Source organism: Pseudomonas sp. SWRI154 (genome assembly GCF_014268645.1).
In the GTDB taxonomy this organism is placed as follows: Bacteria; Pseudomonadota; Gammaproteobacteria; order Pseudomonadales; family Pseudomonadaceae; genus Aquipseudomonas; species Aquipseudomonas marvdashtae.
This window is the reverse complement of sequence record NZ_JABWQW010000020.1, coordinates 21,428-42,904: the sequence shown is the minus strand read 5'-3', so window position 1 is coordinate 42,904 and position 21,477 is coordinate 21,428. Positions and strand designations below refer to the sequence as shown.

Below are 21,477 nucleotides of genomic sequence, written 5' to 3'. Positions count from 1 at the left end.
CGGTTTTGGAGTAATGACTATGCAACGCTATTCGGGCTTCGGCCTCTTCAAACACTCACTCAGCCATCACGAAAACTGGCAGCGGATGTGGCGCACGCCGACCCCGAAAAAGGTCTATGACGTGGTCATCGTCGGCGGTGGCGGGCATGGCCTGGCGACCGCCTACTATCTGGCCAAGGAGCACGGCATCACCAACGTCGCCGTGGTCGAGAAGGGCTGGCTGGGCGGCGGTAACACCGCGCGCAACACCACCATCGTGCGCTCCAACTACCTGTGGGACGAATCGGCCCACCTGTACGAACACGCGATGAAACTCTGGGAAGGCTTGTCCCAGGACCTGAACTACAACGTGATGTTTTCCCAGCGTGGCGTCTACAACCTGTGCCACACCCTGCAGGACATCCGTGATTCCGAGCGTCGCGTCAGCGCCAACCGCCTCAACGGTGTCGATGGCGAGCTGCTCAACGCCAAGCAAGTGGCCGACGAGATCCCGTACCTGGATTGCTCGAAGAACACCCGCTATCCGGTGATGGGCGCCACCGTCCAGCGTCGCGGCGGCGTGGCCCGTCACGATGCCGTGGCCTGGGGCTTTGCCCGGGCGGCGGACGCCTTGGGCGTGGACCTGATCCAGCAGACTGAAGTAATCGGTTTCCGCAAGGAAAACGGCGTGTGCATCGGCGTCGAAACCAACAAGGGCTTCATCGGCGCCAAGCGCGTTGGTGTGGTCACTGCCGGTAACTCTGGGCACATGGCCAAGCTCGCGGGCTTCCGCCTGCCGATCGAATCCCACCCGCTGCAAGCGCTGGTGTCCGAGCCGATCAAGCCCATCATCGACAGCGTGATCATGTCCAACGCCGTGCACGGCTACATCAGCCAGTCCGACAAGGGCGACTTGGTGATCGGCGCCGGTATCGACGGTTACAACGGCTATGGCCAACGTGGCTCGTACCCGGTGATCGAGCACACGGTCCAGGCCATCGTCGAGATGTTCCCGGTGTTGTCCCGCGTGCGCATGAACCGTCAGTGGGGCGGCATCGTCGACACCACGCCGGACGCCTGCCCGATCATTTCCAAGACCCCGGTGCCGAACATGTTCTTCAACTGCGGTTGGGGCACTGGCGGCTTCAAGGCGACACCTGGCTCGGGCAACGTATTTGCCGCGAGTCTGGCCAAGGGTGAAATGCACCCATTGGCCGCACCTTTCTCCATCGACCGTTTCCACAACGGTGCGTTGATCGATGAACACGGCGCTGCTGCGGTTGCCCACTAACAGGAGAAATCCCCATGTTGCATATCTTCTGTCCTCACTGCTTTGAGCTGCGCTCCGAAGAGGAATTCCATGCATCCGGCCAGGCGCACATCCCGCGTCCGCTGGATCCGAACGCCTGCACCGACGAGCAGTGGGGCGACTACATGTTCTTCCGTGACAACCCGCGCGGGTTGCACCATGAGCTGTGGGACCACGTCGCCGGTTGCCGCCAGTACTTCAACGTGACCCGTGACACCGTGACCTACGAGATTCTCGAAACCTACAAGATCGGTCAAAAACCGCAATTCACCGACAAGACTGACAGCCCGAAAGCGGCCGCACAGGCTCTGGGAGAGAAGGTATGAGCCAGATCAATCGCCTGTCCAACGGCGGACGGATCGACCGCAATAAAGTGCTGACATTCACCTTTAACGGCCAGAGCTACAAAGGCTTCGAAGGCGATTCCCTGGCCGCCGCGTTGCTGGCCAACGGCGTCGACATCATTGGTCGCAGCTTCAAGTATTCCCGTCCGCGTGGCATCTACGCCGCCGGTGCCGAAGAGCCGAACGCAGTGCTGCAGATTGGTGCCACCGAAGCCACGCAGATTCCTAACGTGCGCGCCACGCAACAAGCCTTGTACCAGGGCTTGGTCGCCACCAGCACCAACGGCTGGCCGAACGTGAACAACGACATGATGGGGATTCTCGGCAAGGTCGGCGGCAAGCTGATGCCGCCGGGCTTCTACTACAAAACCTTCATGTACCCGCAATCGTTCTGGATGACTTACGAGAAGTACATCCGCAAGGCTGCCGGCCTGGGTCGCTCGCCGACCGAGAACGATCCGGACACCTACGACTACATGAACCGTCACTGCGACGTGCTGATCGTTGGCGCCGGCCCTGCTGGCCTGGCCGCCGCATTGGCTGCAGCCCGCAGCGGTGCGCGAGTGATCCTGGCCGATGAGCAGGAAGAGTTCGGCGGCAGCCTGCTCGATTCCCGCGAGAGCCTCGACGGCAAGCCGGCGACCGAATGGGTCGCGGCTGCGGTGGCTGAACTGCGCTCGATGCCCGAAGTGGTGTTGCTGCCTCGCGCCACGGTGAACGGTTACCACGACCATAACTTCCTGACCATCCACGAGCGCCTCACCGACCACCTCGGCGACCGCGCACCGATCGGCCAGGTTCGCCAGCGTATCAACCGCGTTCGCGCCAAGCGCGTGGTGCTGGCGACCGGCGCCTGTGAGCGGCCGCTGGTCTACGGCAACAACGACGTGCCGGGCAACATGCTGGCTGGCGCAGTTTCCACGTACATACGCCGTTACGGCGTGGCACCGGGCAAGAAACTGCTGCTGAGCACCAACAACGACCACGCCTATCGCGTGGCCCTGGACTGGTTCGACGCCGGCCTGCAAGTGGTCGCCGTCGCCGATGCGCGCAGCAACCCGCGCGGTGCGCTGGTGGAAGAAGCCCGCGCCAAGGGCATCCGCATCCTCACCGGCAGCGCCGTGATCGAAGCCCGTGGCAGCAAGCGCGTCACCGGCGCACGGGTTGCCGCGATCGACGTTCGCGCCCACAAAGTCACCAGCCCTGGCGAATGGCTGGACTGCGACCTGGTGGCCAGCTCCGGCGGCTATAGCCCGGTGGTGCACCTGGCTTCGCACCTGGGCGGCAAGCCGATCTGGCGCGAAGACATCCTCGGTTTCGTACCGGGCGAAGCACCGCAGAAGCGCGTCTGCGTCGGTGGTGTGAACGGCGTCTACAGCCTCGGCGATAGCTTGGCCGACGGTTTTGAAGGCGGCGTGCGCGCGGCCAGCGAAGCCGGCTTCAAGGCCGTCGAGGGCGTATTGCCCAAAGCCCTGAGCCGTCACGAAGAGCCGACCCTGGCGCTGTTCCAGGTGCCGCACGAAAAATCCACCGCACGGGCGCCGAAGCAATTCGTCGACCTGCAGAACGACGTCACTGCCGCCGCCATCGAACTCGCCACCCGCGAAGGCTTCGAGTCGGTGGAACACGTCAAGCGCTACACCGCACTGGGCTTCGGCACCGACCAGGGCAAGCTGGGCAACGTCAACGGCCTGGCCATCGCCGCCCGCTCGTTGAACGTGAGCATCCCGCAGATGGGCACCACCATGTTCCGTCCGAACTACACGCCGGTGACCTTCGGCGCGGTGGCGGGCCGGCACTGCGGGCACATCTTCGAGCCGGTGCGTTACACCGCGCTGCAGGCCTGGCATGTGAAGAACAATGCCGAGTTCGAAGACGTCGGCCAGTGGAAGCGTCCTTGGTACTTCCCGAAGAACGGCGAGGACATGCACGCCGCGGTCAAGCGCGAATGCAAGGCTGTGCGCGACAGCGTTGGCCTGCTCGACGCTTCCACCCTGGGCAAGATCGACATCCAGGGCCCGGATGCCCGTGAGTTTCTCAACCGCGTCTACACCAACGCCTGGACCAAGCTCGACGTGGGCAAGGCCCGCTACGGCCTGATGTGCAAGGAAGACGGCATGGTCTTCGACGACGGCGTAACGGCCTGTCTGGCGGACAACCACTTCCTGATGACCACCACCACCGGCGGCGCCGCGCGCGTGCTGCAATGGCTGGAGATCTACCACCAGACCGAATGGCCGGACCTGAAGGTGTACTTCACCTCGGTCACCGACCACTGGGCGACCATGACCCTGTCGGGCCCCAACAGCCGCAAGCTGCTGGGCGACGTGACCGACATCGACCTGGACAAGGACGCTTTCCCGTTCATGACCTGGAAGGAAGGCCTGGTGGGCGGCGTGCCGGCGCGGGTGTTCCGGATCTCGTTTACCGGTGAACTGTCGTACGAAATCAACGTGCAGGCCGACTACGCCATGGGCGTGCTCGAGCAGATCGTCGAGGCCGGGAAGCAGTACAACCTGACCCCGTATGGCACTGAGACCATGCACGTGTTGCGGGCCGAGAAGGGCTTCATCATCGTCGGCCAGGACACGGACAGCTCGATGACCCCGGACGACCTGAACATGGGCTGGTGCGTTGGTCGGACCAAGCCGTTCTCGTGGATCGGCTGGCGCGGCATGAATCGCGAAGATTGCGTGCGTGAAGAGCGCAAGCAACTGGTGGGCCTCAAGCCGATCGACCCGAATGTCTGGCTGCCGGAAGGCGCGCAACTGGTCTTCAACCCCAAGCAGGCGATCCCGATGTCGATGGTTGGCCACGTGACCTCCAGCTATGCGCATAACTCCCTGGGTTATTCGTTCGCCATGGGGGTGGTCAAGGGCGGGCTCAAGCGCCTCGGTGAGCGGGTCTTCGCGCCGTTGGCCGATGGTCGGGTGATCGAGGCAGAGATCGTTTCTTCGGTGTTCTTCGATCCGAAGGGCGATCGGCAGAATATTTGATTCTTGCTCGTTCCCACGCAGAGAGTGGGAACGAGCAATCTACGAGACAGGTGCTCCATATGACCGCAGTCAACGTGTACCAACAACGCCCAACCACTGGGGCCAAGGCCGAGTCGTCGTTGCACCATGCCGACCTCGCCAGCCTGGTGGGCAAGGGCCGCAAGAACGCCGGTGTGACCGTGCGCGAGAAAAAACTCCTGGGCCATCTGACGATTCGTGGCGACGGCCACGACCCGGCGTTCGCCGCGGGCGTGCACAAGGCCCTGGGCCTGGAATTGCCGGGTGCGCTGGCCGTGATTATCAAGGGCGAAACCAGCCTGCAATGGCTCGGCCCGGATGAATGGTTGCTGGTGGTGCCCACTGGCGAAGAATTCGCCGCCGAGCAGAAATTGCGTGAAGCCTTGGGCGACCTGCACATCCAGATCGTCAACGTCAGCGGCGGCCAGCAGATCCTCGAGTTGTCCGGTCCGAACGTGCGCGACGTACTGATGAAATCCACCAGCTACGATGTACACCCAAGCAACTTCCCGGTGGGCAAGGCCGTTGGCACGGTGTTCGCCAAGTCGCAACTGGTGATCCGCCACACCGCCGAAGACACCTGGGAACTGGTGATCCGTCGCAGCTTCTCCGATTACTGGTGGCTGTGGTTGCAGGATGCATCGGCGGAGTATGGGTTGAGCGTGCAGGCCTGATTCTTGGTCTTGGAGAGCTGTTGTGGCGAGGGAGCTTGCTCCCGCTGGGCCGCGCAGCGGCCCTGGTTTTTGGCGGTTGCTGCGCACTGGAGCGCCAGCCCGGCCGAGCGGGAGCAAGCTCCCTCGCCACGGAGTTCTGCGTCGCTTCGTTAATTTTGAACAGGAGTCACCACAATGAGCCGCGCCCCAGACACATGGATCTTGACTGCCGACTGCCCCAGCGTGCTCGGCACGGTGGACGCGGTGACCCGCTTTCTGTTCGAGCAGGGCTGCTACGTCACCGAGCACCATTCCTTCGACGATCGGCTCTCGGCGCGGTTCTTCATTCGCGTGGAGTTTCGCCAGCCCGACGGTTTTGACGAGCAGAGCTTCCGCGCAGGCCTGGCCGAGCGCGCGCAAGCCTTCGGCATGGTCTTCGAACTGACGCCGCCCAACTACCGGCCCAAAGTGGTGATCATGGTCTCCAAGGCCGATCACTGCCTCAACGATTTGCTCTACCGCCAGCGCATCGGCCAATTGTCCATGGACGTGGTGGCAGTGGTATCCAACCACCCCGATCTCAAGCCGCTGGCCGACTGGCACCAGATTCCCTACTACCATTTCCCCCTGGATCCGAACGACAAGCCTTCCCAGGAGCGGCAGGTGTGGCAGGTGATCGAAGACACCGGTGCCGAGCTGGTGATCCTTGCCCGCTACATGCAAGTGCTGTCGCCGGAACTGTGCCGCAAGCTCGACGGCAAGGCCATCAACATCCATCACTCATTGCTGCCGGGCTTCAAGGGCGCCAAGCCGTATCACCAGGCCTATAACAAAGGCGTGAAACTGGTAGGTGCTACGGCGCACTACATCAACAACGACCTGGACGAAGGTCCGATCATCGCCCAGGGCGTGGAAGTGGTGGATCACAGCCACTATCCCGAAGACCTGATCGCCAAGGGACGCGACATTGAAGGGCTGACCTTGGCCCGCGCGGTGGGGTATCACATCGAGCGACGAGTGTTCTTGAACGCCAATAGGACGGTGGTGCTTTAGCTTCAAGCTACAAGCTTCAAGCCGCAAGAAAAGGCGGTATGCGTGCTTCTTGCGGCTTGTAGCTTGCCGCTTGAAGCTAAATTCACTTTCTTTACAACAACAAATACAGAGGTGACTGACATGTCTGGTAATCGTGGTGTCGTGTATCTCGGCAACGGCAAGGTCGAAGTACAGAAAATCGACTATCCAAAAATGCAGGACCCGCGCGGCAGGAAGATTGAGCACGGTGTCATCCTGCGCGTGGTCTCCACCAACATCTGCGGCTCCGACCAGCACATGGTGCGCGGCCGTACCACTGCCCAGACCGGCCTGGTCCTGGGTCACGAGATCACCGGTGAAGTGATCGAAAAGGGCAGCGACGTCGAGAACCTGAAAATCGGTGACCTGGTGTCGGTGCCGTTCAACGTGGCTTGCGGGCGCTGCCGTTCCTGCAAGGAGCAACACACCGGCGTCTGCCTGACCGTCAACCCGGCCCGTGCCGGCGGTGCCTACGGTTACGTGGACATGGGCGACTGGACCGGCGGCCAAGCCGAATACGTGCTGGTGCCGTACGCTGACTTCAACCTGCTGAAACTGCCGGACCGCGACAAGGCCATGGAGAAAATCCGCGACCTGACCTGCCTGTCCGACATCCTGCCGACCGGCTACCACGGCGCCGTCACCGCCGGCGTTGGCCCTGGCAGCACCGTCTACATCGCCGGTGCCGGCCCGGTTGGCCTGGCGGCCGCCGCTTCCGCACGCCTGCTGGGCGCGGCGGTGGTGATCATCGGCGACGTCAACTCCATCCGCCTGGCCCACGCCAAGGCCCAGGGCTTTGAAATCGTCGACCTGTCCACCGACACGCCGTTGCACGAACAGATCGCCGCGCTGCTGGGCGAGCCGGAAGTGGACTGCGCCGTCGATTGCGTGGGCTTCGAAGCCCGCGGCCACGGCCATGACGGCGTCAAGCACGAAGCCCCGGCCACCGTGCTCAACTCGTTGATGGGCGTGGTCCGCGTCGCCGGCAAGATTGGCATCCCCGGTCTCTACGTCACCGAAGACCCGGGCGCTGTCGATGCAGCGGCCAAAATGGGCAGCCTGAGCATTCGCTTCGGCCTGGGCTGGGCCAAATCCCACAGCTTCCACACCGGCCAGACCCCAGTGATGAAGTACAACCGCCAACTGATGCAGGCGATCATGTGGGACCGTATCAACATTGCTGAAATCGTCGGTGTGCAGGTGATCAGCCTGGATGACGCGCCGAAGGGTTATGGCGAGTTCGATGCGGGCGTGCCGAAGAAGTTTGTGATTGACCCGCACAAGTTGTTCAGTGCAGCGTAAGGTTTCACGTAAACAAGAACGGCGACCCTCGGGTCGCCGTTTTAAGTTTAAAGATGGCTTGATGCGGTAGCCACTCTGACATGCTTCAATTTTTGTTCGTCAGCTTTAAATAGGGCACTGAGGTTTCATCACCGTTTGTAAGCGTCTTCCCACCGTATTCGCATGTTTTGCCGTCATCGGAGATGGCAGTCGCTTTTAATTCGTACTTGGGGTCCAGGAAGTCGTCGCTAGTGGATAGGGTAACTCCGGTCCAGGTGCCTCCTTGGGAGGCCGTGTACTTGAACCCTTCGTTGTGTCCGGCTGGAATATTAGGATCTGGATCTGTATAAGGAGACGATTTGATATTGCTCACTGGTGGGCACGTTTCCATATCCGCAGCCTGGGCATTCGTCATCAGGGTCATTGCCAAAAGCAAACTGGAAAATAGTGTTTTGCGCATTACGTGTACTCCATTACGTTGACGGTACCGTGATTCTTCTGGAATCGTTCGGCGGTGACTACTGTCAGGGTTGACAGTTCTCAATGCCAAAAAGGAATAATTCACTTGTTTTTTATGTGTATCGAAAAGTTGTATTTAGGCCAAGGCCTGAGCCTGCAACCGCCGACCGATCACGTCCAGCACGTCGCAGCCATCGCGCAACGGAATCGCCAGGAGCAGGGCGAAGTCGTGGAGGACGACGGCATCGGAGCTGAGCTCTTCGCGAAAGGCGATGTTTTCCAGCAGTTGGGTGACGGCCCATTGTGGCGAGGGAGCTTGCTCCCGCTCGGCCGTGCCGGCGCTCCAGTGCGCAGCAACCGCCAAATGACTGCGTGGGTTTCGAAGCCCGCGGCCACGGCCATGACGGCGTCAAGCACGAAGCCCCGGCTACCGTGCTCAACTCGTTGATGGGCGTGGTCCGCGTCGCCGGCAAGATCGGCATCCCCGGCCTCTACGTCACCGAAGACCCGGGCGCCGTTGATGCGGCGACAAAAATGGGCAGCCTGAGCATCCGCTTCGGTCTGGGCTGGGCCAAATCCCACAGCTTCCACACCGGCCAGACCCCAGTGATGAAGTACAACCGCCAACTGATGCAGGCGATCATGTGGGACCGTATCAACATTGCTGAAATCGTCGGTGTGCAGGTGATCAGCCTGGATGACGCGCCGAAGGGTTATGGCGAGTTCGATGCGGGCGTGCCGAAGAAGTTTGTGATTGACCCGCACAAGTTGTTCAGTGCGGCGTAAGGGGTAAAAGGGCAAGACGGGGAAAGGGCGACTTCGGTCGCCTTTTTCCGTTGTGCTTGTTCCCTGACTCCGATCTCGTGAACATGGACGGGGGAGTTATTCCGGCACCACTCTCGAGGCCTGCATGCCTTTGTCCCCCTTCTCGACTTCAAACGAAACGGTCTGCTTCTGTTTCAATGTTTTATACCCTTCGCCGTCTATCGCCGAATAATGAACGAACAACTCCCCGCCTCCTTTGCCGCAGGTAATGAAGCCATAGCCCTTTGCATCGTTGAACCATTTCACGGTTCCTTTGATTCGGTCGGTCATTTTTATTCTTCCTGCTTGCCCGAATGAAGAAAGGCACAGGGGCTGTGGTTTGCCCAGAGCCTTGTTTTCGTGTCACGGCTGCAGCTTAGAACCCGTGTGAACAGCTGCCTACTGTCAACGTTGACAGTAAGCAATACCGAGAGGAAATAACCAGTTGCGCGTTAATGTTCGGATGACTGTCGTCGAGGTCAGACCATGGTTGGCCACGGTTACTGCCGGGCAGTTGCAGTCCCGACCCGTTCGCAGAATTCAGGGTAGAAACCTTTGGCGCTGGGGCCGTGGCAATAGTCTTGCGGTTGGGCCAGGGCCTCGCGGCTGAAATTCAGGCTGCGCGGCATGCCGGCAAAGGTTTCGTAGCCGCCTTGTTGGGTCTTGATGGCATCGAAACCCGACATGTCGTAGACCAGCTCCACGTCGTCATCAACGAGCAGTCGCGCCTTGACGGTGACGTGCGTGTATTGCTTGCCCCCAGGTGCGCCATTGAGCGCCGCCAGGCCATGGCCGACCACGCGCAGCATGTGCGCAACCCACGGGTCGGAATTCTCTGTGGGCGCTTCGGGACGGTAAAACAGGGTCAGCGCTTGCTGGTCGCGGGTCACTTCGGTCAGGGCCGGGTCTGAGCGCTTGATGCGGTGTTCAATGGTCAGCCAGACTTTCTGTTCTTCGCTGATGTTGTCCGCTAGCTCGGGGTTCAAGGGCCCACGCTGGCATTCGTTGACGCCCAGGACGATGAGCATGCCCGTCAGGATGACGGCAAGGGTGGTTCCGCCGATTTTTACGTTCATGGACAAGCTCTGTTGAGAGACACGGCACTGTACGGTAAAGGCGTCTTGAGGGGCAGGGGGAAAGGTTGGACGCTCGATGAATTACGCTACTCAAGGATGACCTGGAAATAATCGGCATTAATTAGTTCGCAGCTATGAACGTCAAGGCTTTCACAACGGTTGTTTGCCCAAGGCGAGAATGACGGAACCTGCATCTGGACATCCTTCAGGATCAGATTTATCTCGCCGTATTTGCAGGTAAAGGTAGTCCGGGTGGTGAGTTGTTGGTGGTCATCTTCATGTCCATGGATGACGTATTCGGCTCCGTTGAATACCAATAAAGCAGGATTTACCGCGTTCACCAGGCTTTGGCTTTGCCAGTCGAGGTCATTCGGTTCATCGACAAAGAAGACATCTTCTAATACCTCGATACGGCGTTGTATATCGGCGGCGGCAGGACATGTTATTTGGCCAGCGTAGATCTGGCCGGTCATCCCGACTAACAATCCTGCGCCCAGCGCCCATTTATTTAACATCTACGCGCCTCCTGGCTCGGTCATGCTCGATATTTACAGGTCTGTCCGGGCCGGACCACTGTCAGAGTTGACAGTTCTTTATGTCAATTCTGAATTGTGTGTGGATATTTATGGGGGCGCTGTCATAGCGAGGAAGATTAAATGGGAGAGCTGAATTTTCAGATATGACTGTAGGGCAATTCATGGCTTGATGTGGGAATAGGTCTAAGCGCTACGACGGAACAATCGCTATTTGCCTCAGTCCAACGCCGTGCTTTTGCGCCGCTTCTTGTGAAGCGGCTTTTTCGCGGTGATCGAGGATGTCGGATGAAAGTTTCAAGCGGTTTTGTACTGTCCTGCCTGCTGTCATTGGCAGCCAGCCCGGCGTTCGCACAGTTCAACCTGGGTGACGCGGCCAACGTCTTGTCCGCCATGCAAGGCGACGAGCAGGAGGGTGCCGTGGCTGCTGCGCCGAAAGCCGCCGGCTTGCTTAACACCTTGGGCTCGGAGCTGAAGATTACACCGGAACAGGCCGTGGGCGGCGCCGGGGCGATGCTGGGGCTGGCAAAGAACCGGCTCAGCGAGCCGCAGTTTTCCGAACTGAGCAAAAGCGTGCCGGGCCTGGCTCAGATCGCTGGCAACAGCGCCATCGGCGGGCTCAACGGCCTGGGCGGTTTGCTCGGCGGCGGGTCGGACAAGAGCGCCTTGCTCGACGGCCTGCTGGGTAACGTCAAGGACACCGGCGACCTGAGCAATGCCTTCAGCGCGCTGGGCATGGACAGCGGCATGATCGGCCAATTTGCCCCGATCATCCTGCAATACCTCGGCCAACAAGGCGTGGCCAGTTCGCTGCTGCAAAACCTCGGCGGTATCTGGGGCACTGGCGCCGGTATCTGATCAGGTGTGCTCGTTGCGCAACGCGGCGATGCGCTGGTCCTTTTCGGCCCAGAGCTGGTTGACCCATTGCTGGACGAACTGGCGAAACACCGGGTCGTTTTCGTAGTCGCCCCGCCACAGCGCAGGATCCAGCTCGCGGGTCTGGATGTCGATGATGACCTTTGGCACGGCGCCGCTGATCAAATCCCAAAACCCAGGTATCCGCTGTTGCGGATAGACCACCGTCACGTCCAGCACCGCGTCCAGTTGTTCGCCCATTGCCGCCAGTACGAACGCCACGCCACCGGCCTTTGGCTTGAGCAGGTAGGTGAAGGGCGACTGTTGCTGTTGGTTTTTGGCGGTCGTGAAGCGGGTGCCTTCGAGGTAGTTGACCACGGTGACCGGTTGGCGCTTGAACAGCTCACAGGCTTGCCGGGTAATTTCCAGGTCTTTGCCGGCCAGTTCCGGGTTTTTCACCAGGAAGGCCTTGGTGTAGCGCTTCATGAACGGGTAATCCAGCGCCCACCAGGCCAAGCCGAGGAAGGGCACCCAGATCAGTTCCTTTTTCAGGAAGAACTTGAAGAACGGCGTGCGTCGGTTGAGGGCCTGGACCAGGGCAGGAATGTCCACCCACGACTGGTGGTTGCTGATCACCAGGTAAGAAGTGTCGCCGCGCAAGCCTCCACCGCCGCGGATGTCCCATTGAGTGGGGATGCACAGGGCAAAGATACGCTTGTCGATTTCGGCCCAGGTCTCGGCGATCCACATCACCGCCCACGACGCATAGTCGCGAAAGCGTCCGGGCAGGATCAGCTTGAGCAATGCAAACACCATGAGCGGCCCAAATAGCACCAGGGTGTTGAGCAATAACAACAGGGTGACGAAACAGCCGGTGAGCAGGCGGCGCATACATGACTCTTGCAAGCGGGTGGGCGGGCCATGATAAGCAGCTTCGCGTGGCAGGCCAAATCAGTTATTGACGAATGTTTCACTTCGGCCTGGCTAGACTGGGCCAGCCTTTATGGCGAGGAAGCGAGCCCCCTCGCCACAGCTTTAACCGAACGAATTCGTCGGCCACGGTCTAAAATCCCACTCCCACAACGGAAGCTCTTACATGAAATCCATGCTTGCCCTGCTTTCCCTGGTGGCCCTTCCTGTGCTCGCCGCCGAGCCCACCCTGTACGGGCGCTACGAATACATCGCGTTGCCGGAAATCGGCGGCGAAGTGCTCAAGGCCAAGATGGACACCGGTGCGTTGACCGCCTCGCTGTCGGCCAAGGACATCGAGACGTTTACCCGTGACGGCGATGACTGGGTACGGTTTCGCCTGGCGACAAAGGACGCGAGCAACAAAATCTACGAACACAAGGTCGCGCGCATCAGCAAGATCAAGACCCGTTCCGAAGAGGACGAGGACGACGATGAAAAAATCGCACCCAGCAAACGTCCGGTGGTGGAACTGGAAATGTGCCTGGGCAACGTCAAGCGCACCGTCGAGGTCAATTTGACTGACCGCAGCAGCTTCAACTACCCGCTGCTGATCGGCGCCAAAGCCCTGCGCGAATTCAAAGCGGCGGTCAACCCGGCGCGGCGGTTTACCGCGGATAAACCCAACTGTTGATTTCCCCGATTGACGTGCTCCTGGGCTTGGGGCACCGTTCCGGCAACTTTACTGTCGGGCTCGGACGCCATGCCTCATATTCTGATTGTCGAAGACGAAGCTGCTATCGCCGATACGCTGGTGTTTGCCCTGCAGGGCGAGGGCTTCGACACCACTTGGTTGAGCCTCGGCGCAGCCGCCCTCGAGCACCAGAAAAATACTCCGGCGGACCTGATTATTCTCGACGTGGGCCTGCCGGATATCAGCGGTTTCGAGACGTGTAAGAATCTCAGACGTTTCAGCGACGTTCCGGTAATTTTTCTTACAGCTCGGGATGGGGAGATCGACCGGGTGGTGGGCCTGGAGATCGGTGCCGATGATTATGTGGTCAAGCCCTTCAGCCCTCGGGAAGTGGCCGCCAGGGTCCGCGCCATTCTCAAGCGAGTGGCGCCAAGGCCTGTCGCGGAAACGGGTTCGGCACTGTTCCAGGTGGACAACGATCGCGTGCAAATCAGCTATCGCGGCAAACCGTTGAACCTCACTCGCCATGAGTTTCGCCTGTTGCACTGCCTGCTGGAGCAACCCGAACGGGTCTTCAGTCGTGAACAGTTGCTCGATGCCCTGGGCGTGCCCAGCGATGCCGGGTATGAACGCAGTATCGACAGCCACATCAAGAGCCTGCGCGCCAAGTTGCGGCTGGTCAGGGCCGAGGCCGAACCGATCCAGACCCATCGAGGCCTGGGTTACAGCTACAGCCCGGGGCACAGCTGATGCCGCTGGGCATCCGGATCTTCCTCGCCTACGTGCTGTTTATCGGCTTGGCCGGTTATTTCGTGCTCAACACGGTGATGGAGGAAATCCGCCCCGGCGTGCGCCAGTCCACCGAAGAGACGCTGGTGGACACGGCCAATCTGATGGCCGAGATCCTGCGGGATGACTTCAAGGCTGGGACGCTCAGCCAGAATCGCTGGCCGCAATTGCTCAAATCCTACGGTGAGCGCCAGCCGGCGGCGACGATCTGGGGGCTGCCGAAAAACCAGGTCAGCCATCGCATCTATGTCACCGATGCCAACGGCATTGTGGTGCTCGACTCAAGCGGCGTGGCGGTGGGCCAGGATTATTCACGCTGGAATGACGTCTACCTGACCCTGCGCGGCCACTACGGCGCCCGTTCGACGCGCAGTGATCCGGATGATCCGGCGTCCTCGGTGATGCACGTCGGGGCACCGATCCGCGACAACGGCCGGATCATCGGCGTGGTCACCGTCGCCAAGCCCAACAGTTCGCTGCAACCTTATATCGATCGCACGGAGCGGCGTCTGCTGCTCTATGGCGCCGGGCTGATCGGCCTGGGCCTGTTGCTGGGCGCGGCGTTGTCGTGGTGGCTTAGCGCGGCACTGCGGCGTTTGACGAGCTACGCCCAGGCGGTCAGCCAAGGACGTCGGGTGGAGGTGCCGCATTATCGCGGCGGTGAGTTCGAGCAATTGGCGGGCGCCGTTGAACACATGCGCACCCAACTCGAAGGCAAGGCTTACGTCGAGCGTTATGTGCACACCCTGACCCACGAACTCAAGAGCCCGCTGGCCGCGATTCGCGGTGCCGCCGAGCTGCTCCAGAGCGACATGCCCGCTGCCCAGCAGCAACGTTTTGTCAGCAATATCGACAGCGAAAGCGTGCGCATGCAGCAATTGATCGAACGCCTGCTGAACTTGGCCCAGGTCGAACAGCGCCAAGGGCTTGAAGACATCGTCGAGGTGCCGTTGGCGGCGCTGGTGGATGAGCTGCTCGAAGCCCGTGGCGGCTGGATCGAAAACCGTCAGTTGCGCATAGAACGGCACATAGCCGCCGACCTGGCGCTGACCGGAGAAGCGTTCTTGTTGCGTCAGGCCTTGGGCAACTTGCTGGAAAATGCCTTGGACTTCACGCCGGTCGAAGGGCTGTTGCGCATCAGCGCCGAGCGCCTCGGCAAGCGCGTCGAGCTTCGGTTATTCAATCAGGCCGAGCCGATTCCCGACTACGCGCTGCCGCGCCTGAGCGAGCGGTTCTATTCCCTGCCGCGCCCAGGCACCGGTCGCAAGAGCACCGGGCTGGGTTTGAACTTCGTCGAGGAAGTGGTGCAGTTGCACGGTGGCGAATTCACCATTGGCAATGTCGAGGGCGGAGTCGAGGTGGTGCTCCGTTTGCCCTGACCCACAGCTTTCACTTTGATCAGGTGAATGCAGTCTCCACACAATCTCCACATTCCACTCATAAACCACCCACACGGCCCCGCCAGACTCTCCCCATTCGAACAGGGAGAGCCCCACATGAACCGCAGTCTCGCCATAAAACTGGGCATGATCGCCCTATTGATTCTTTTGCTGATGGTCCCGCTGTTAATGATCAACGGCCTGATTGACGAGCGCCAAGCGCTGCGTGATGGGGTGTTGCAGGATATTGCCCGCAGCTCCAGTCATAGCCAGCAGTTGATCGGTCCGATGATCGTGGTGCCGTTTCGCAAGGACGTGAAAGTCTGGAATACCAATGAGAAGACCGGCGTGCGTTTCCTGGAAACCGTCGAGCAAACCGGTGAGATGTATTTTCTGCCGGAGCAATTCGAACTCGACGGGCAGATCCGTACCGAGACCCGGGCCCGGGGGATCTACGAGGCGCGATTGTTCCACGCCGACAATCGGATCGATGGGCGTTTCAAAGTGCCGGAACGCTATGGCATCGCCCCGAAGGATTTTGCCGATTACCGTTTTGACGAGCCGTACCTCAGCGTCGGTATCAGCGACATCCGCGGCATCGAGAATGCCCTGACCCTGACGCTGAACCAGCAGACGGTGGATTTCCTGCCCGGCTCGCGGCTCGGCTGGCTAGGGCAGGGCGTCCACGTACCGCTGCCGATGATCACCGCCCAGGGCAGCCCTGAGTTGACGTTCGGTTTCGACCTGCGGCTGCAAGGCACCGGCGAGCTGCAGATCCTGCCGGTGGGCAAGTCTACCAAAGTGCACCTGGCCGCCGATTGGCCGCACCCCAGCTTCATCGGCAACTATTTGCCGGTCAAACGCGAAATCAATGAACAGGGTTTCAGCGCTGACTGGCAGACCTCGTTTTTTTCCACCAACCTCCTGGAAACCCTGCAAGCCTGTGACCCAAGCGATGGTTGCGAGGCGTTCCGCAGTCGGGCCTTCGGCGTGAGTTTCGTCGACCCGGTGGATCAGTATCTGAAAAGCGATCGGGCGATCAAATATGCGCTGCTGTTTATCGCGCTGACCTTCGCCGGGTTCTTCCTCTTCGAAGTGCTCAAGAGCCTGGCGGTGCATCCGGTCCAGTACGCGTTGGTCGGTGTGGCGCTGGCATTCTTCTATCTACTGCTGTTATCGCTGTCGGAACACATCGGCTTCACCTTGGCGTATCTGGTGTCGGCCAGTGCTTGCGTGGTGCTGATCGGGTTCTATGTCTGCCATGTGTTGCGCAGCGTAAGTCACGGCCTGGGTTTTTCGGCGGGCCTGGCGGGGTTGTACGGTTTGCTCTACGGCCTGTTGAGCGCTGAGGACTATGCGCTGTTGATGGGTTCGCTGCTGCTGTTCGGCCTGCTCGGGGTGTTCATGGTGCTGACGCGCAAGCTGGACTGGTACGGGGTCGGGGCGAAGCCAGCAGCTGCGATGAGCTTCGATCTGGGGGAAGTGAAATGAGCCGGTCGCTGGGGTTGCGGGACGATCAGCGGGTGCGGGAGGTGTTGATGATGCAGATTGCCGGGTTGTTTGCGGCTCAACCGTGTTGGCCGGTTCACGAGCAATCCCGCTCCCACAATCAACACGCAGGACACGCGGGAAGGGGCTTGCTCGCAAAGAGGCCTGTAGAGCCAAGGCAGATTTAAACCTTAGGCACCGTTTCGATCATCGAGGGCCGTAGACTGACTTCGGCAAACCACTGCGCCAGCTGGGGATTGGCCTTGCGCCACTCCAGGTCCGGGTGGCGCAGGTCCAGGTAACCCAAGGCGCACGCCACGCTGATGGAAGCAACGTCGAAATGGCTGGCCAGCTCGGCAATCGCCTCGGCTTCAAGGGTGGCCAAGGCGCGGCGAATCTTGTCGCGTTGCGCGTCGAGCCATTCGTCCCAGTGTTTTTCCGGCGGGCGTAGCGCGGTTTCGTAACGGATCATCACCGCCGCATCCATGATCCCGTCGGCCAACGATGCCAGGGTCAGGCGCCGCCAGCGGGCCGCGCCATCCCGGGGAATCAAAGGGTTGCCGACGTGCTGGTGGTCGAGGTAGTCGAGGATGACGCGGCTGTCATGGATCACGCTGCCATTGGCCAAGCGCAGGGCAGGGATCTTGCTCAGCGGATTGTCGCCGATCAGCGCTCGGTCGGGCTTGACCGGCGTGAGTTGGCTGAGCTGCAAGGCCACGCGGTCCTGCTGACCGGTTTCGCGCAGTAATACCAGGACCTTGCGGACGAAGGGCGAAGCAGGGTTGTGGAACAGGGTCATGTTGGGGGTGGACATGCAAGCAATCCTCAAGCGACGGGCTGGGCTTAGCCTAGACAGTTGTGGCTCGGCTGGCGAGTGTTCCAAGCGCGCTGCGGGCAGATGTTAGCCGCGCTTGAGCAACCCCCACGTTCCCAGGATGGTCGGAATGCCCAAACCAACCCAGCTCACGGCGTCCCACGCCCCGTCACCCAACAGCGCCGAAAACAGCCCCGCCGCGCTCAGTGCACCGATGACCACCGGGATACCAAACACTTTCCAGAAGCTCGACTGCCGAGGCCTCACGGGGCAACCTCCGCGCCGACAGTTGCGCGCTTGGCGGCTTTACGCCGTACCAGCCACAAATAAACGCCACTGCCCAGGACGATAATCGTCAGCACATCCAGGGTTGCCCAGAAAATCTGCATCGGCCGGCCGCCGTAGTCGCCGAAATGCAACGGCAGGGACAGGCTCATCACGTCCATGTACCACGGCCGCTCGGCCACGGCGGTGACGTCAAGGGTGGTCGCATCGATCAACACCGGCGTCAACAAATGCGAGGTCAGGTGGGTGTCACCCTTCATGAAGACGCTGTAATGGTGCTCGCTGGAAAACAGCGTGCCGGGGAAGGCAATGAAACTCGGCTCCATGCCTGGCGCGACGTCCTTGGCGATGTCCAGCAATCGGGTGGCTGGGGCCAATTGTGTCAGCGGTGGGGCGTTGCGATAGGGTTCGACCATGGCGCTGAGGCTGTCGTTGCGCCACGCGGCGATGATCAGATCGGCGCAGGCGGCGATCACGCCGGTCACGCCGACGGTCAGCGCCCAGACCAGCGTGACCACGCCGATCAGGTTATGCAGGTCCAGCCAGCGCAGGCGCGTGGATTTGTCCTGGCGCACCGTGGCGAACTTCAACCGCCGCATGAACGGCAGGTACAACACCACCCCGGAAATAATGGCGATCACAAACAGAAAGCCCATGAATGCCAACAGCAACTTGCCGGGCAGCCCGGCGAACATATCCACATGCAGGCGCAGCATGACCATCATGAAACCGCCGTTCGCCGAGGGCATTTCCAGGGCTTCGCCGGTGCGCGCGTCGAGCATGAACGTGTGGGAGGAGTTGGGTTCGGTGCCCGGCGTCGGCGCCATGATGGTGATGACGCCATTGGGCTCGTCTTCGTCCCAGCCAAAATACTGGACCACTTCGCCCGGACGATGAGCCTTGGCTTTTTCCACCAGTTGCGCAAGATCCAGTGGCGCAGTGTCCGCTGGCATCTCCTGCAGCTCTGGCGCGTCACCCAGCAGATGCTCGATCTCGTGATGGAAGATCAGCGGCAGCCCGGTGATCGCCAGCATCAGCAGGAACACCGTGCAAATCAGGCTGCTCCAGGTGTGGACAAAGGACCAGCGGCGAATGGTTTTGCTTTTCATGATCGATCCGAATGCAAAAGGGTCATGCTGGTGCATGACCCTCTGAAGGTTTGCGCAAATGCTAACCGTTTACCATTTGTAATTCACGCTCGCGACGACGTTGCGTTGGTCGCCGTAGTAGCACCAAAAGCCGTCACAGGTAGACAGGTATTCTTTGTTGAAGATGTTCTTGGCATCCACGGCCAGGGTGGCGCCTTTAAGGGTATTGCTCAAACGGCCAAGATCGTAGTGCATGGAGGCGTCATATACGGTGTAGGAACCTACGTGCCCCAGATATGTATTGCTTTGGTTACCGTAAGTGTCACCTACATATCGCGCACCGGCGCCAATGCCGAAACCGTCGAGCACGCCGTTGTGCCAGGTATAGTCGGCCCACGCCGTGGCTTGATTGCGGGGAATCTGCGGGACTCGGTTGCCTTTGTCATCGCCTTTGAGAATTTCAGTGTCGTTGTAGCTGTAGGAGCCCACCAGCTTCAGGTTTTCGGTCACTTCCGAAGTCGCTTCCAACTCGAGTCCACGAACCTTTATCTCGCCGATCTGGCTGGTGATGTTGTTTTCGGTGATCGACACGTTTTGCTGGCGCAAGTCAAAAACAGCTGCCGTCAGCAGTGTCTTGGTGCCGGGTGGCTGGTATTTGATGCCGACTTCATACTGCTTGCCTTCGGTCGGTTTCAGCGACTCGGTAGCCGAGACGTTGGCGCCAGCGCTGGGTTGGAACGATTCGGTATAGGACAGGTATGGCGTGATGCCATTCTCGAACACATAGCTCAAGCCGGCATTGCCGCTAAACTGCTTGTCGCGCTGGGTGTTGCTGGTATCGGTTTGGTTGAAATCGGTGCCAGTATGAACCCAGTCCTCTCGTCCACCCAATGTCAGGCGCCAGTTATCCAGAGCGATCTGGTCTTGTGCGTAAAGACCCGTCTGGCGGGTTTTCTGGTTGTAGTCGTACAGAGTGGAGTATGTGACGTTGGAGAAGTCTTGGCCGTAGGTGGGGTTGTTGACGTTAGTGGTTGGCACATTGCCCCAACCATACAACCACTTATAGTTGGTGTTGGAGCGCTGGTGGTCTAGACCCAAGAGCAACGTATGGTCCAGTGCGCCTGTACGGAAATCCGCCTGGAAGTTGTTGTCCACAGCGAATTGGCTGATGTCTTCATCCACGATGCCGGTAGAGCGCCCAACCGTTCCATCAGGGGCAACGGCGTTGGGCCCCGTGTTAACGGTCAACCCTTGGAATGAAAGATCGCTTTTGGTGTACCGCAGGTTTTGACGGAACTGCCAGACATCGTTGAACCGATGATCAAAGGCATAGCCCAGTGCGTAATAGGTACGGTCGTAAAATTCCCAGTCCGGATCCCCGAGGTTCTTATGATGGGAAATCTTGCCCGCCGGTGAGGCCAGCTTGGTGCCTTGCAGTGGCAGGAATTGCCCGGTAATGCCAGTGTCGTCGCGGGTGTATTGCGAAATCAATGTCAGATGGGTGTCGTCATTGATATTCCAGGTCAGGCTGGGCGCGATGTTGTAGCGCTTGTCCGGAATGTGGTCGACCGGAGCGTTGCTATCGCGCACCACGCCGCTGACGCGATAGAGGAACTGGCCTTGATCGTCGATCTTGCCGGTGCTGTCAAAGTTGATTTGCTTGTGTTCGTTGCTGCCGGCCTGAAATTCGATTTCGTTGGCCTGTTCGTACTGCGGGCGACGACTGACCATGTCCAGCATGCCACCGGGTGGCGTCTGGCCATAGACCGAGGACGCTGGGCCGCGCAACACGGTGATGCGCTCCAGATTCCAGGGTTCGACTTTCGGGTTGGCATAAGAGCCTTTGGGCAATGGCAAACCATCGAGGAACTGGGTTGGGTCAAAGCCTCGGACACGCAGCCAGTCATTACGAGAGTCGGAGCCGTATCCGCTGCTGGTGACGCCGGCGGAGTAACGCAGCGCGTCGTTGAGGTTGAGGACCGAGCGATCGTCCATCTGCTGACGCGTGACAACCGACATTGAACGAGGCGCTTCGACAATCGGCGTATCAGTCTTCGTGCCCGCCGCCGTTCGGGTGGCGACGTAACCTTCGGTCGGCCCCCACGCGGTTTCGCTGACGCCGGCGCCGATCACGCTGGTTTCCGGCAGCACCATCACGCCTTCGGGCACGGCCACCAGGCTGTAGGTGCCGGCGCTGCTTTGCTCCAATTGCAGACCGGTGCCACGCAAGGCCTGACGCAGCGCGCCGGTGGCGTCGAACTGGCCTTGGACCGGTGCCGAGGTTTTGCCCGACGCCAGGGACGGGTTCAGGCTCAGGGCGAGACCGGCCTGGCTGGCAATCTGGTTCAGGGTGCTGGCCAGCGGCGCGGCGGGCAGGTTGTAGGCGCGAACGCCGGAGGCCTGTTCGGCGGCCAGCAACGGGCCGCTGGCCAACGGGCTGGCCAAGGCGATGGCGATAGCCAATAGGCTGGGGCGCAACAGGGTCTCAAACGGGCGGGACATACGGCGGCTCCTGAATGGAAATATTTCTCAATTGCCTGTGTGCCGGATGAAAACTGAAAAGTGATAGGGCTGGATGAAAATTATTTAGATTGAGATTGCATGGGCCGACGTGGCCGTCGCGAGGACAGGCACTCAGGGATCAATCTCTCAC

Annotated in this window: 21 protein-coding genes and 1 pseudogene; 12 read left to right on the top strand and 10 right to left on the bottom strand. The window is 60.3% G+C overall.

What is annotated here, in order from left to right; translation table 11 throughout:
* Nucleotides 1-19: 19 nt before the first annotated feature.
* The 6 genes from HU806_RS17905 to fdhA all read left to right on the top strand — a co-directional run bounded on the left by HU806_RS17905 (nt 20) and on the right by fdhA (nt 7,672).
* Complete coding sequence (locus HU806_RS17905; protein ID WP_003177603.1) at nt 20-1,270, top strand: sarcosine oxidase subunit beta; 1,251 nt, start codon at nt 20-22, stop codon at nt 1,268-1,270.
* A 14-nt stretch (nt 1,271-1,284) separates the two neighbouring features.
* A complete protein-coding gene (locus HU806_RS17900; protein ID WP_186612900.1) occupies nt 1,285-1,614 on the top strand; it encodes a sarcosine oxidase subunit delta in 330 nt (109 codons plus the stop codon).
* Nucleotides 1,611-4,628, top strand: coding sequence for a sarcosine oxidase subunit alpha (locus tag HU806_RS17895; protein WP_186612898.1), 3,018 nt, complete (start codon nt 1,611-1,613; stop codon nt 4,626-4,628). Before HU806_RS17900 ends, HU806_RS17895 begins: the two co-directional genes overlap by 4 nt.
* 59 nt (nt 4,629-4,687) lie before the next feature.
* Nucleotides 4,688-5,320, top strand: coding sequence for a sarcosine oxidase subunit gamma (locus tag HU806_RS17890; protein WP_186612896.1), 633 nt, complete (start codon nt 4,688-4,690; stop codon nt 5,318-5,320).
* A gap of 174 nt (nt 5,321-5,494) precedes the next feature.
* Nucleotides 5,495-6,352 carry a formyltetrahydrofolate deformylase gene (purU, locus tag HU806_RS17885; protein WP_134926133.1) on the top strand — a complete coding sequence of 286 codons (858 nt, stop codon included), beginning with the start codon at nt 5,495-5,497 and terminating at the stop codon, nt 6,350-6,352.
* A gap of 120 nt (nt 6,353-6,472) precedes the next feature.
* Entirely contained in the window at nt 6,473-7,672 is a 1,200-nt protein-coding gene (fdhA, locus tag HU806_RS17880) for a formaldehyde dehydrogenase, glutathione-independent (RefSeq protein WP_003177608.1), read from the top strand.
* A gap of 85 nt (nt 7,673-7,757) precedes the next feature.
* On the opposite strand, the gene HU806_RS17875 is transcribed toward fdhA, so the two are convergent.
* The gene (locus tag HU806_RS17875) at nt 7,758-8,111 is read right to left on the bottom strand and encodes a hypothetical protein (protein ID WP_186612894.1); all 354 of its coding nucleotides are present in this window, start codon (nt 8,109-8,111) and stop codon (nt 7,758-7,760) included.
* A gap of 135 nt (nt 8,112-8,246) precedes the next feature.
* Nucleotides 8,247-8,474 (bottom strand): hypothetical protein, encoded by a 228-nt coding sequence (locus HU806_RS17870; RefSeq protein ID WP_186612892.1) that lies wholly within the window; start codon nt 8,472-8,474, stop codon nt 8,247-8,249.
* 2 nt (nt 8,475-8,476) lie between these two features.
* Between HU806_RS17870 and HU806_RS17865 the strand changes: the two are divergent.
* A pseudogene (locus tag HU806_RS17865) lies at nt 8,477-8,896 on the top strand (formaldehyde dehydrogenase, glutathione-independent); the annotation flags it as partial.
* Between the two features lie 96 nt (nt 8,897-8,992).
* On the opposite strand, the gene HU806_RS17860 reads toward HU806_RS17865, so the two are convergent.
* From HU806_RS17860 to HU806_RS17850, 3 genes are all read right to left on the bottom strand, one after another.
* The gene (locus HU806_RS17860; RefSeq protein ID WP_186612890.1) at nt 8,993-9,205 is read right to left on the bottom strand and encodes a cold-shock protein; all 213 of its coding nucleotides are present in this window, start codon (nt 9,203-9,205) and stop codon (nt 8,993-8,995) included.
* Nucleotides 9,206-9,414: 209 nt separating this feature from the next.
* Nucleotides 9,415-9,990 (bottom strand): hypothetical protein, encoded by a 576-nt coding sequence (locus HU806_RS17855; RefSeq protein ID WP_186612888.1) that lies wholly within the window; start codon nt 9,988-9,990, stop codon nt 9,415-9,417.
* 86 nt (nt 9,991-10,076) lie between these two features.
* On the bottom strand, nt 10,077-10,505 hold the full coding sequence (locus tag HU806_RS17850; RefSeq protein ID WP_186612886.1) for a DUF3757 domain-containing protein: 429 nt from the start codon (nt 10,503-10,505) through the stop codon (nt 10,077-10,079).
* A gap of 306 nt (nt 10,506-10,811) precedes the next feature.
* On the opposite strand from HU806_RS17850, the gene HU806_RS17845 reads away from it, so the two are divergent.
* Nucleotides 10,812-11,381 (top strand): DUF2780 domain-containing protein, encoded by a 570-nt coding sequence (locus HU806_RS17845; RefSeq protein WP_186612884.1) that lies wholly within the window; start codon nt 10,812-10,814, stop codon nt 11,379-11,381.
* Here HU806_RS17845 and yihG read toward each other — a convergent pair whose 3' ends face one another.
* Complete coding sequence (gene yihG / locus HU806_RS17840; protein ID WP_186612883.1) at nt 11,382-12,269, bottom strand: 1-acylglycerol-3-phosphate O-acyltransferase, YihG family; 888 nt, start codon at nt 12,267-12,269, stop codon at nt 11,382-11,384.
* 205 nt (nt 12,270-12,474) lie between these two features.
* On the opposite strand from yihG, the gene rloA2 reads away from it, so the two are divergent.
* From rloA2 to creD, 4 genes are all read left to right on the top strand, one after another.
* Nucleotides 12,475-12,981, top strand: a complete 507-nt coding sequence (gene rloA2, locus HU806_RS17835) for a retropepsin-like aspartic peptidase RloA2 (RefSeq protein WP_186612881.1) — start codon at nt 12,475-12,477, stop codon at nt 12,979-12,981.
* A gap of 69 nt (nt 12,982-13,050) precedes the next feature.
* Complete coding sequence (creB, locus tag HU806_RS17830) at nt 13,051-13,731, top strand: two-component system response regulator CreB (RefSeq protein WP_186612879.1); 681 nt, start codon at nt 13,051-13,053, stop codon at nt 13,729-13,731.
* On the top strand, nt 13,731-15,149 hold the full coding sequence (gene creC, locus HU806_RS17825) for a two-component system sensor histidine kinase CreC (protein WP_186612877.1): 1,419 nt from the start codon (nt 13,731-13,733) through the stop codon (nt 15,147-15,149). Before creB ends, creC begins: the two co-directional genes overlap by 1 nt.
* A 117-nt stretch (nt 15,150-15,266) precedes the next feature.
* Nucleotides 15,267-16,640, top strand: coding sequence for a cell envelope integrity protein CreD (gene creD, locus HU806_RS17820; protein WP_186612875.1), 1,374 nt, complete (start codon nt 15,267-15,269; stop codon nt 16,638-16,640).
* A 181-nt stretch (nt 16,641-16,821) separates the two neighbouring features.
* Here creD and HU806_RS17815 read toward each other — a convergent pair whose 3' ends face one another.
* The 4 genes from HU806_RS17815 to HU806_RS17800 all read right to left on the bottom strand — a co-directional run bounded on the left by HU806_RS17815 (nt 16,822) and on the right by HU806_RS17800 (nt 21,326).
* A complete protein-coding gene (locus tag HU806_RS17815) occupies nt 16,822-17,451 on the bottom strand; it encodes a glutathione S-transferase (protein ID WP_186612873.1) in 630 nt (209 codons plus the stop codon).
* 87 nt (nt 17,452-17,538) lie between these two features.
* Complete coding sequence (locus HU806_RS17810; RefSeq protein WP_186612871.1) at nt 17,539-17,718, bottom strand: hypothetical protein; 180 nt, start codon at nt 17,716-17,718, stop codon at nt 17,539-17,541.
* Nucleotides 17,715-18,845 carry a PepSY-associated TM helix domain-containing protein gene (locus HU806_RS17805; RefSeq protein WP_186612869.1) on the bottom strand — a complete coding sequence of 377 codons (1,131 nt, stop codon included), beginning with the start codon at nt 18,843-18,845 and terminating at the stop codon, nt 17,715-17,717. The genes HU806_RS17810 and HU806_RS17805 overlap by 4 nt, the downstream gene beginning before the upstream one ends.
* Before the next feature lie 69 nt (nt 18,846-18,914).
* Nucleotides 18,915-21,326 carry a TonB-dependent siderophore receptor gene (locus HU806_RS17800; protein ID WP_186612867.1) on the bottom strand — a complete coding sequence of 804 codons (2,412 nt, stop codon included), beginning with the start codon at nt 21,324-21,326 and terminating at the stop codon, nt 18,915-18,917.
* Nucleotides 21,327-21,477 lie beyond the last annotated feature (151 nt).

Coding starts and splice junctions, on each gene's coding strand:
- HU806_RS17905 (WP_003177603.1), top strand. CDS start 20: ATGCAACGCTATTCGGGCTTCGGCCTCTTCAAACACTCACTCAGCCAT.
- HU806_RS17900 (WP_186612900.1), top strand. CDS start 1,285: ATGTTGCATATCTTCTGTCCTCACTGCTTTGAGCTGCGCTCCGAAGAG.
- HU806_RS17895 (WP_186612898.1), top strand. CDS start 1,611: ATGAGCCAGATCAATCGCCTGTCCAACGGCGGACGGATCGACCGCAAT.
- HU806_RS17890 (WP_186612896.1), top strand. CDS start 4,688: ATGACCGCAGTCAACGTGTACCAACAACGCCCAACCACTGGGGCCAAG.
- purU (WP_134926133.1), top strand. CDS start 5,495: ATGAGCCGCGCCCCAGACACATGGATCTTGACTGCCGACTGCCCCAGC.
- fdhA (WP_003177608.1), top strand. CDS start 6,473: ATGTCTGGTAATCGTGGTGTCGTGTATCTCGGCAACGGCAAGGTCGAA.
- HU806_RS17875 (WP_186612894.1), bottom strand. CDS start 8,111: ATGCGCAAAACACTATTTTCCAGTTTGCTTTTGGCAATGACCCTGATG.
- HU806_RS17860 (WP_186612890.1), bottom strand. CDS start 9,205: ATGACCGACCGAATCAAAGGAACCGTGAAATGGTTCAACGATGCAAAG.
- HU806_RS17855 (WP_186612888.1), bottom strand. CDS start 9,990: ATGAACGTAAAAATCGGCGGAACCACCCTTGCCGTCATCCTGACGGGC.
- HU806_RS17850 (WP_186612886.1), bottom strand. CDS start 10,505: ATGTTAAATAAATGGGCGCTGGGCGCAGGATTGTTAGTCGGGATGACC.
- HU806_RS17845 (WP_186612884.1), top strand. CDS start 10,812: ATGAAAGTTTCAAGCGGTTTTGTACTGTCCTGCCTGCTGTCATTGGCA.
- yihG (WP_186612883.1), bottom strand. CDS start 12,269: ATGCGCCGCCTGCTCACCGGCTGTTTCGTCACCCTGTTGTTATTGCTC.
- rloA2 (WP_186612881.1), top strand. CDS start 12,475: ATGAAATCCATGCTTGCCCTGCTTTCCCTGGTGGCCCTTCCTGTGCTC.
- creB (WP_186612879.1), top strand. CDS start 13,051: ATGCCTCATATTCTGATTGTCGAAGACGAAGCTGCTATCGCCGATACG.
- creC (WP_186612877.1), top strand. CDS start 13,731: ATGCCGCTGGGCATCCGGATCTTCCTCGCCTACGTGCTGTTTATCGGC.
- creD (WP_186612875.1), top strand. CDS start 15,267: ATGAACCGCAGTCTCGCCATAAAACTGGGCATGATCGCCCTATTGATT.
- HU806_RS17815 (WP_186612873.1), bottom strand. CDS start 17,451: ATGTCCACCCCCAACATGACCCTGTTCCACAACCCTGCTTCGCCCTTC.
- HU806_RS17805 (WP_186612869.1), bottom strand. CDS start 18,845: ATGAAAAGCAAAACCATTCGCCGCTGGTCCTTTGTCCACACCTGGAGC.
- HU806_RS17800 (WP_186612867.1), bottom strand. CDS start 21,326: ATGTCCCGCCCGTTTGAGACCCTGTTGCGCCCCAGCCTATTGGCTATC.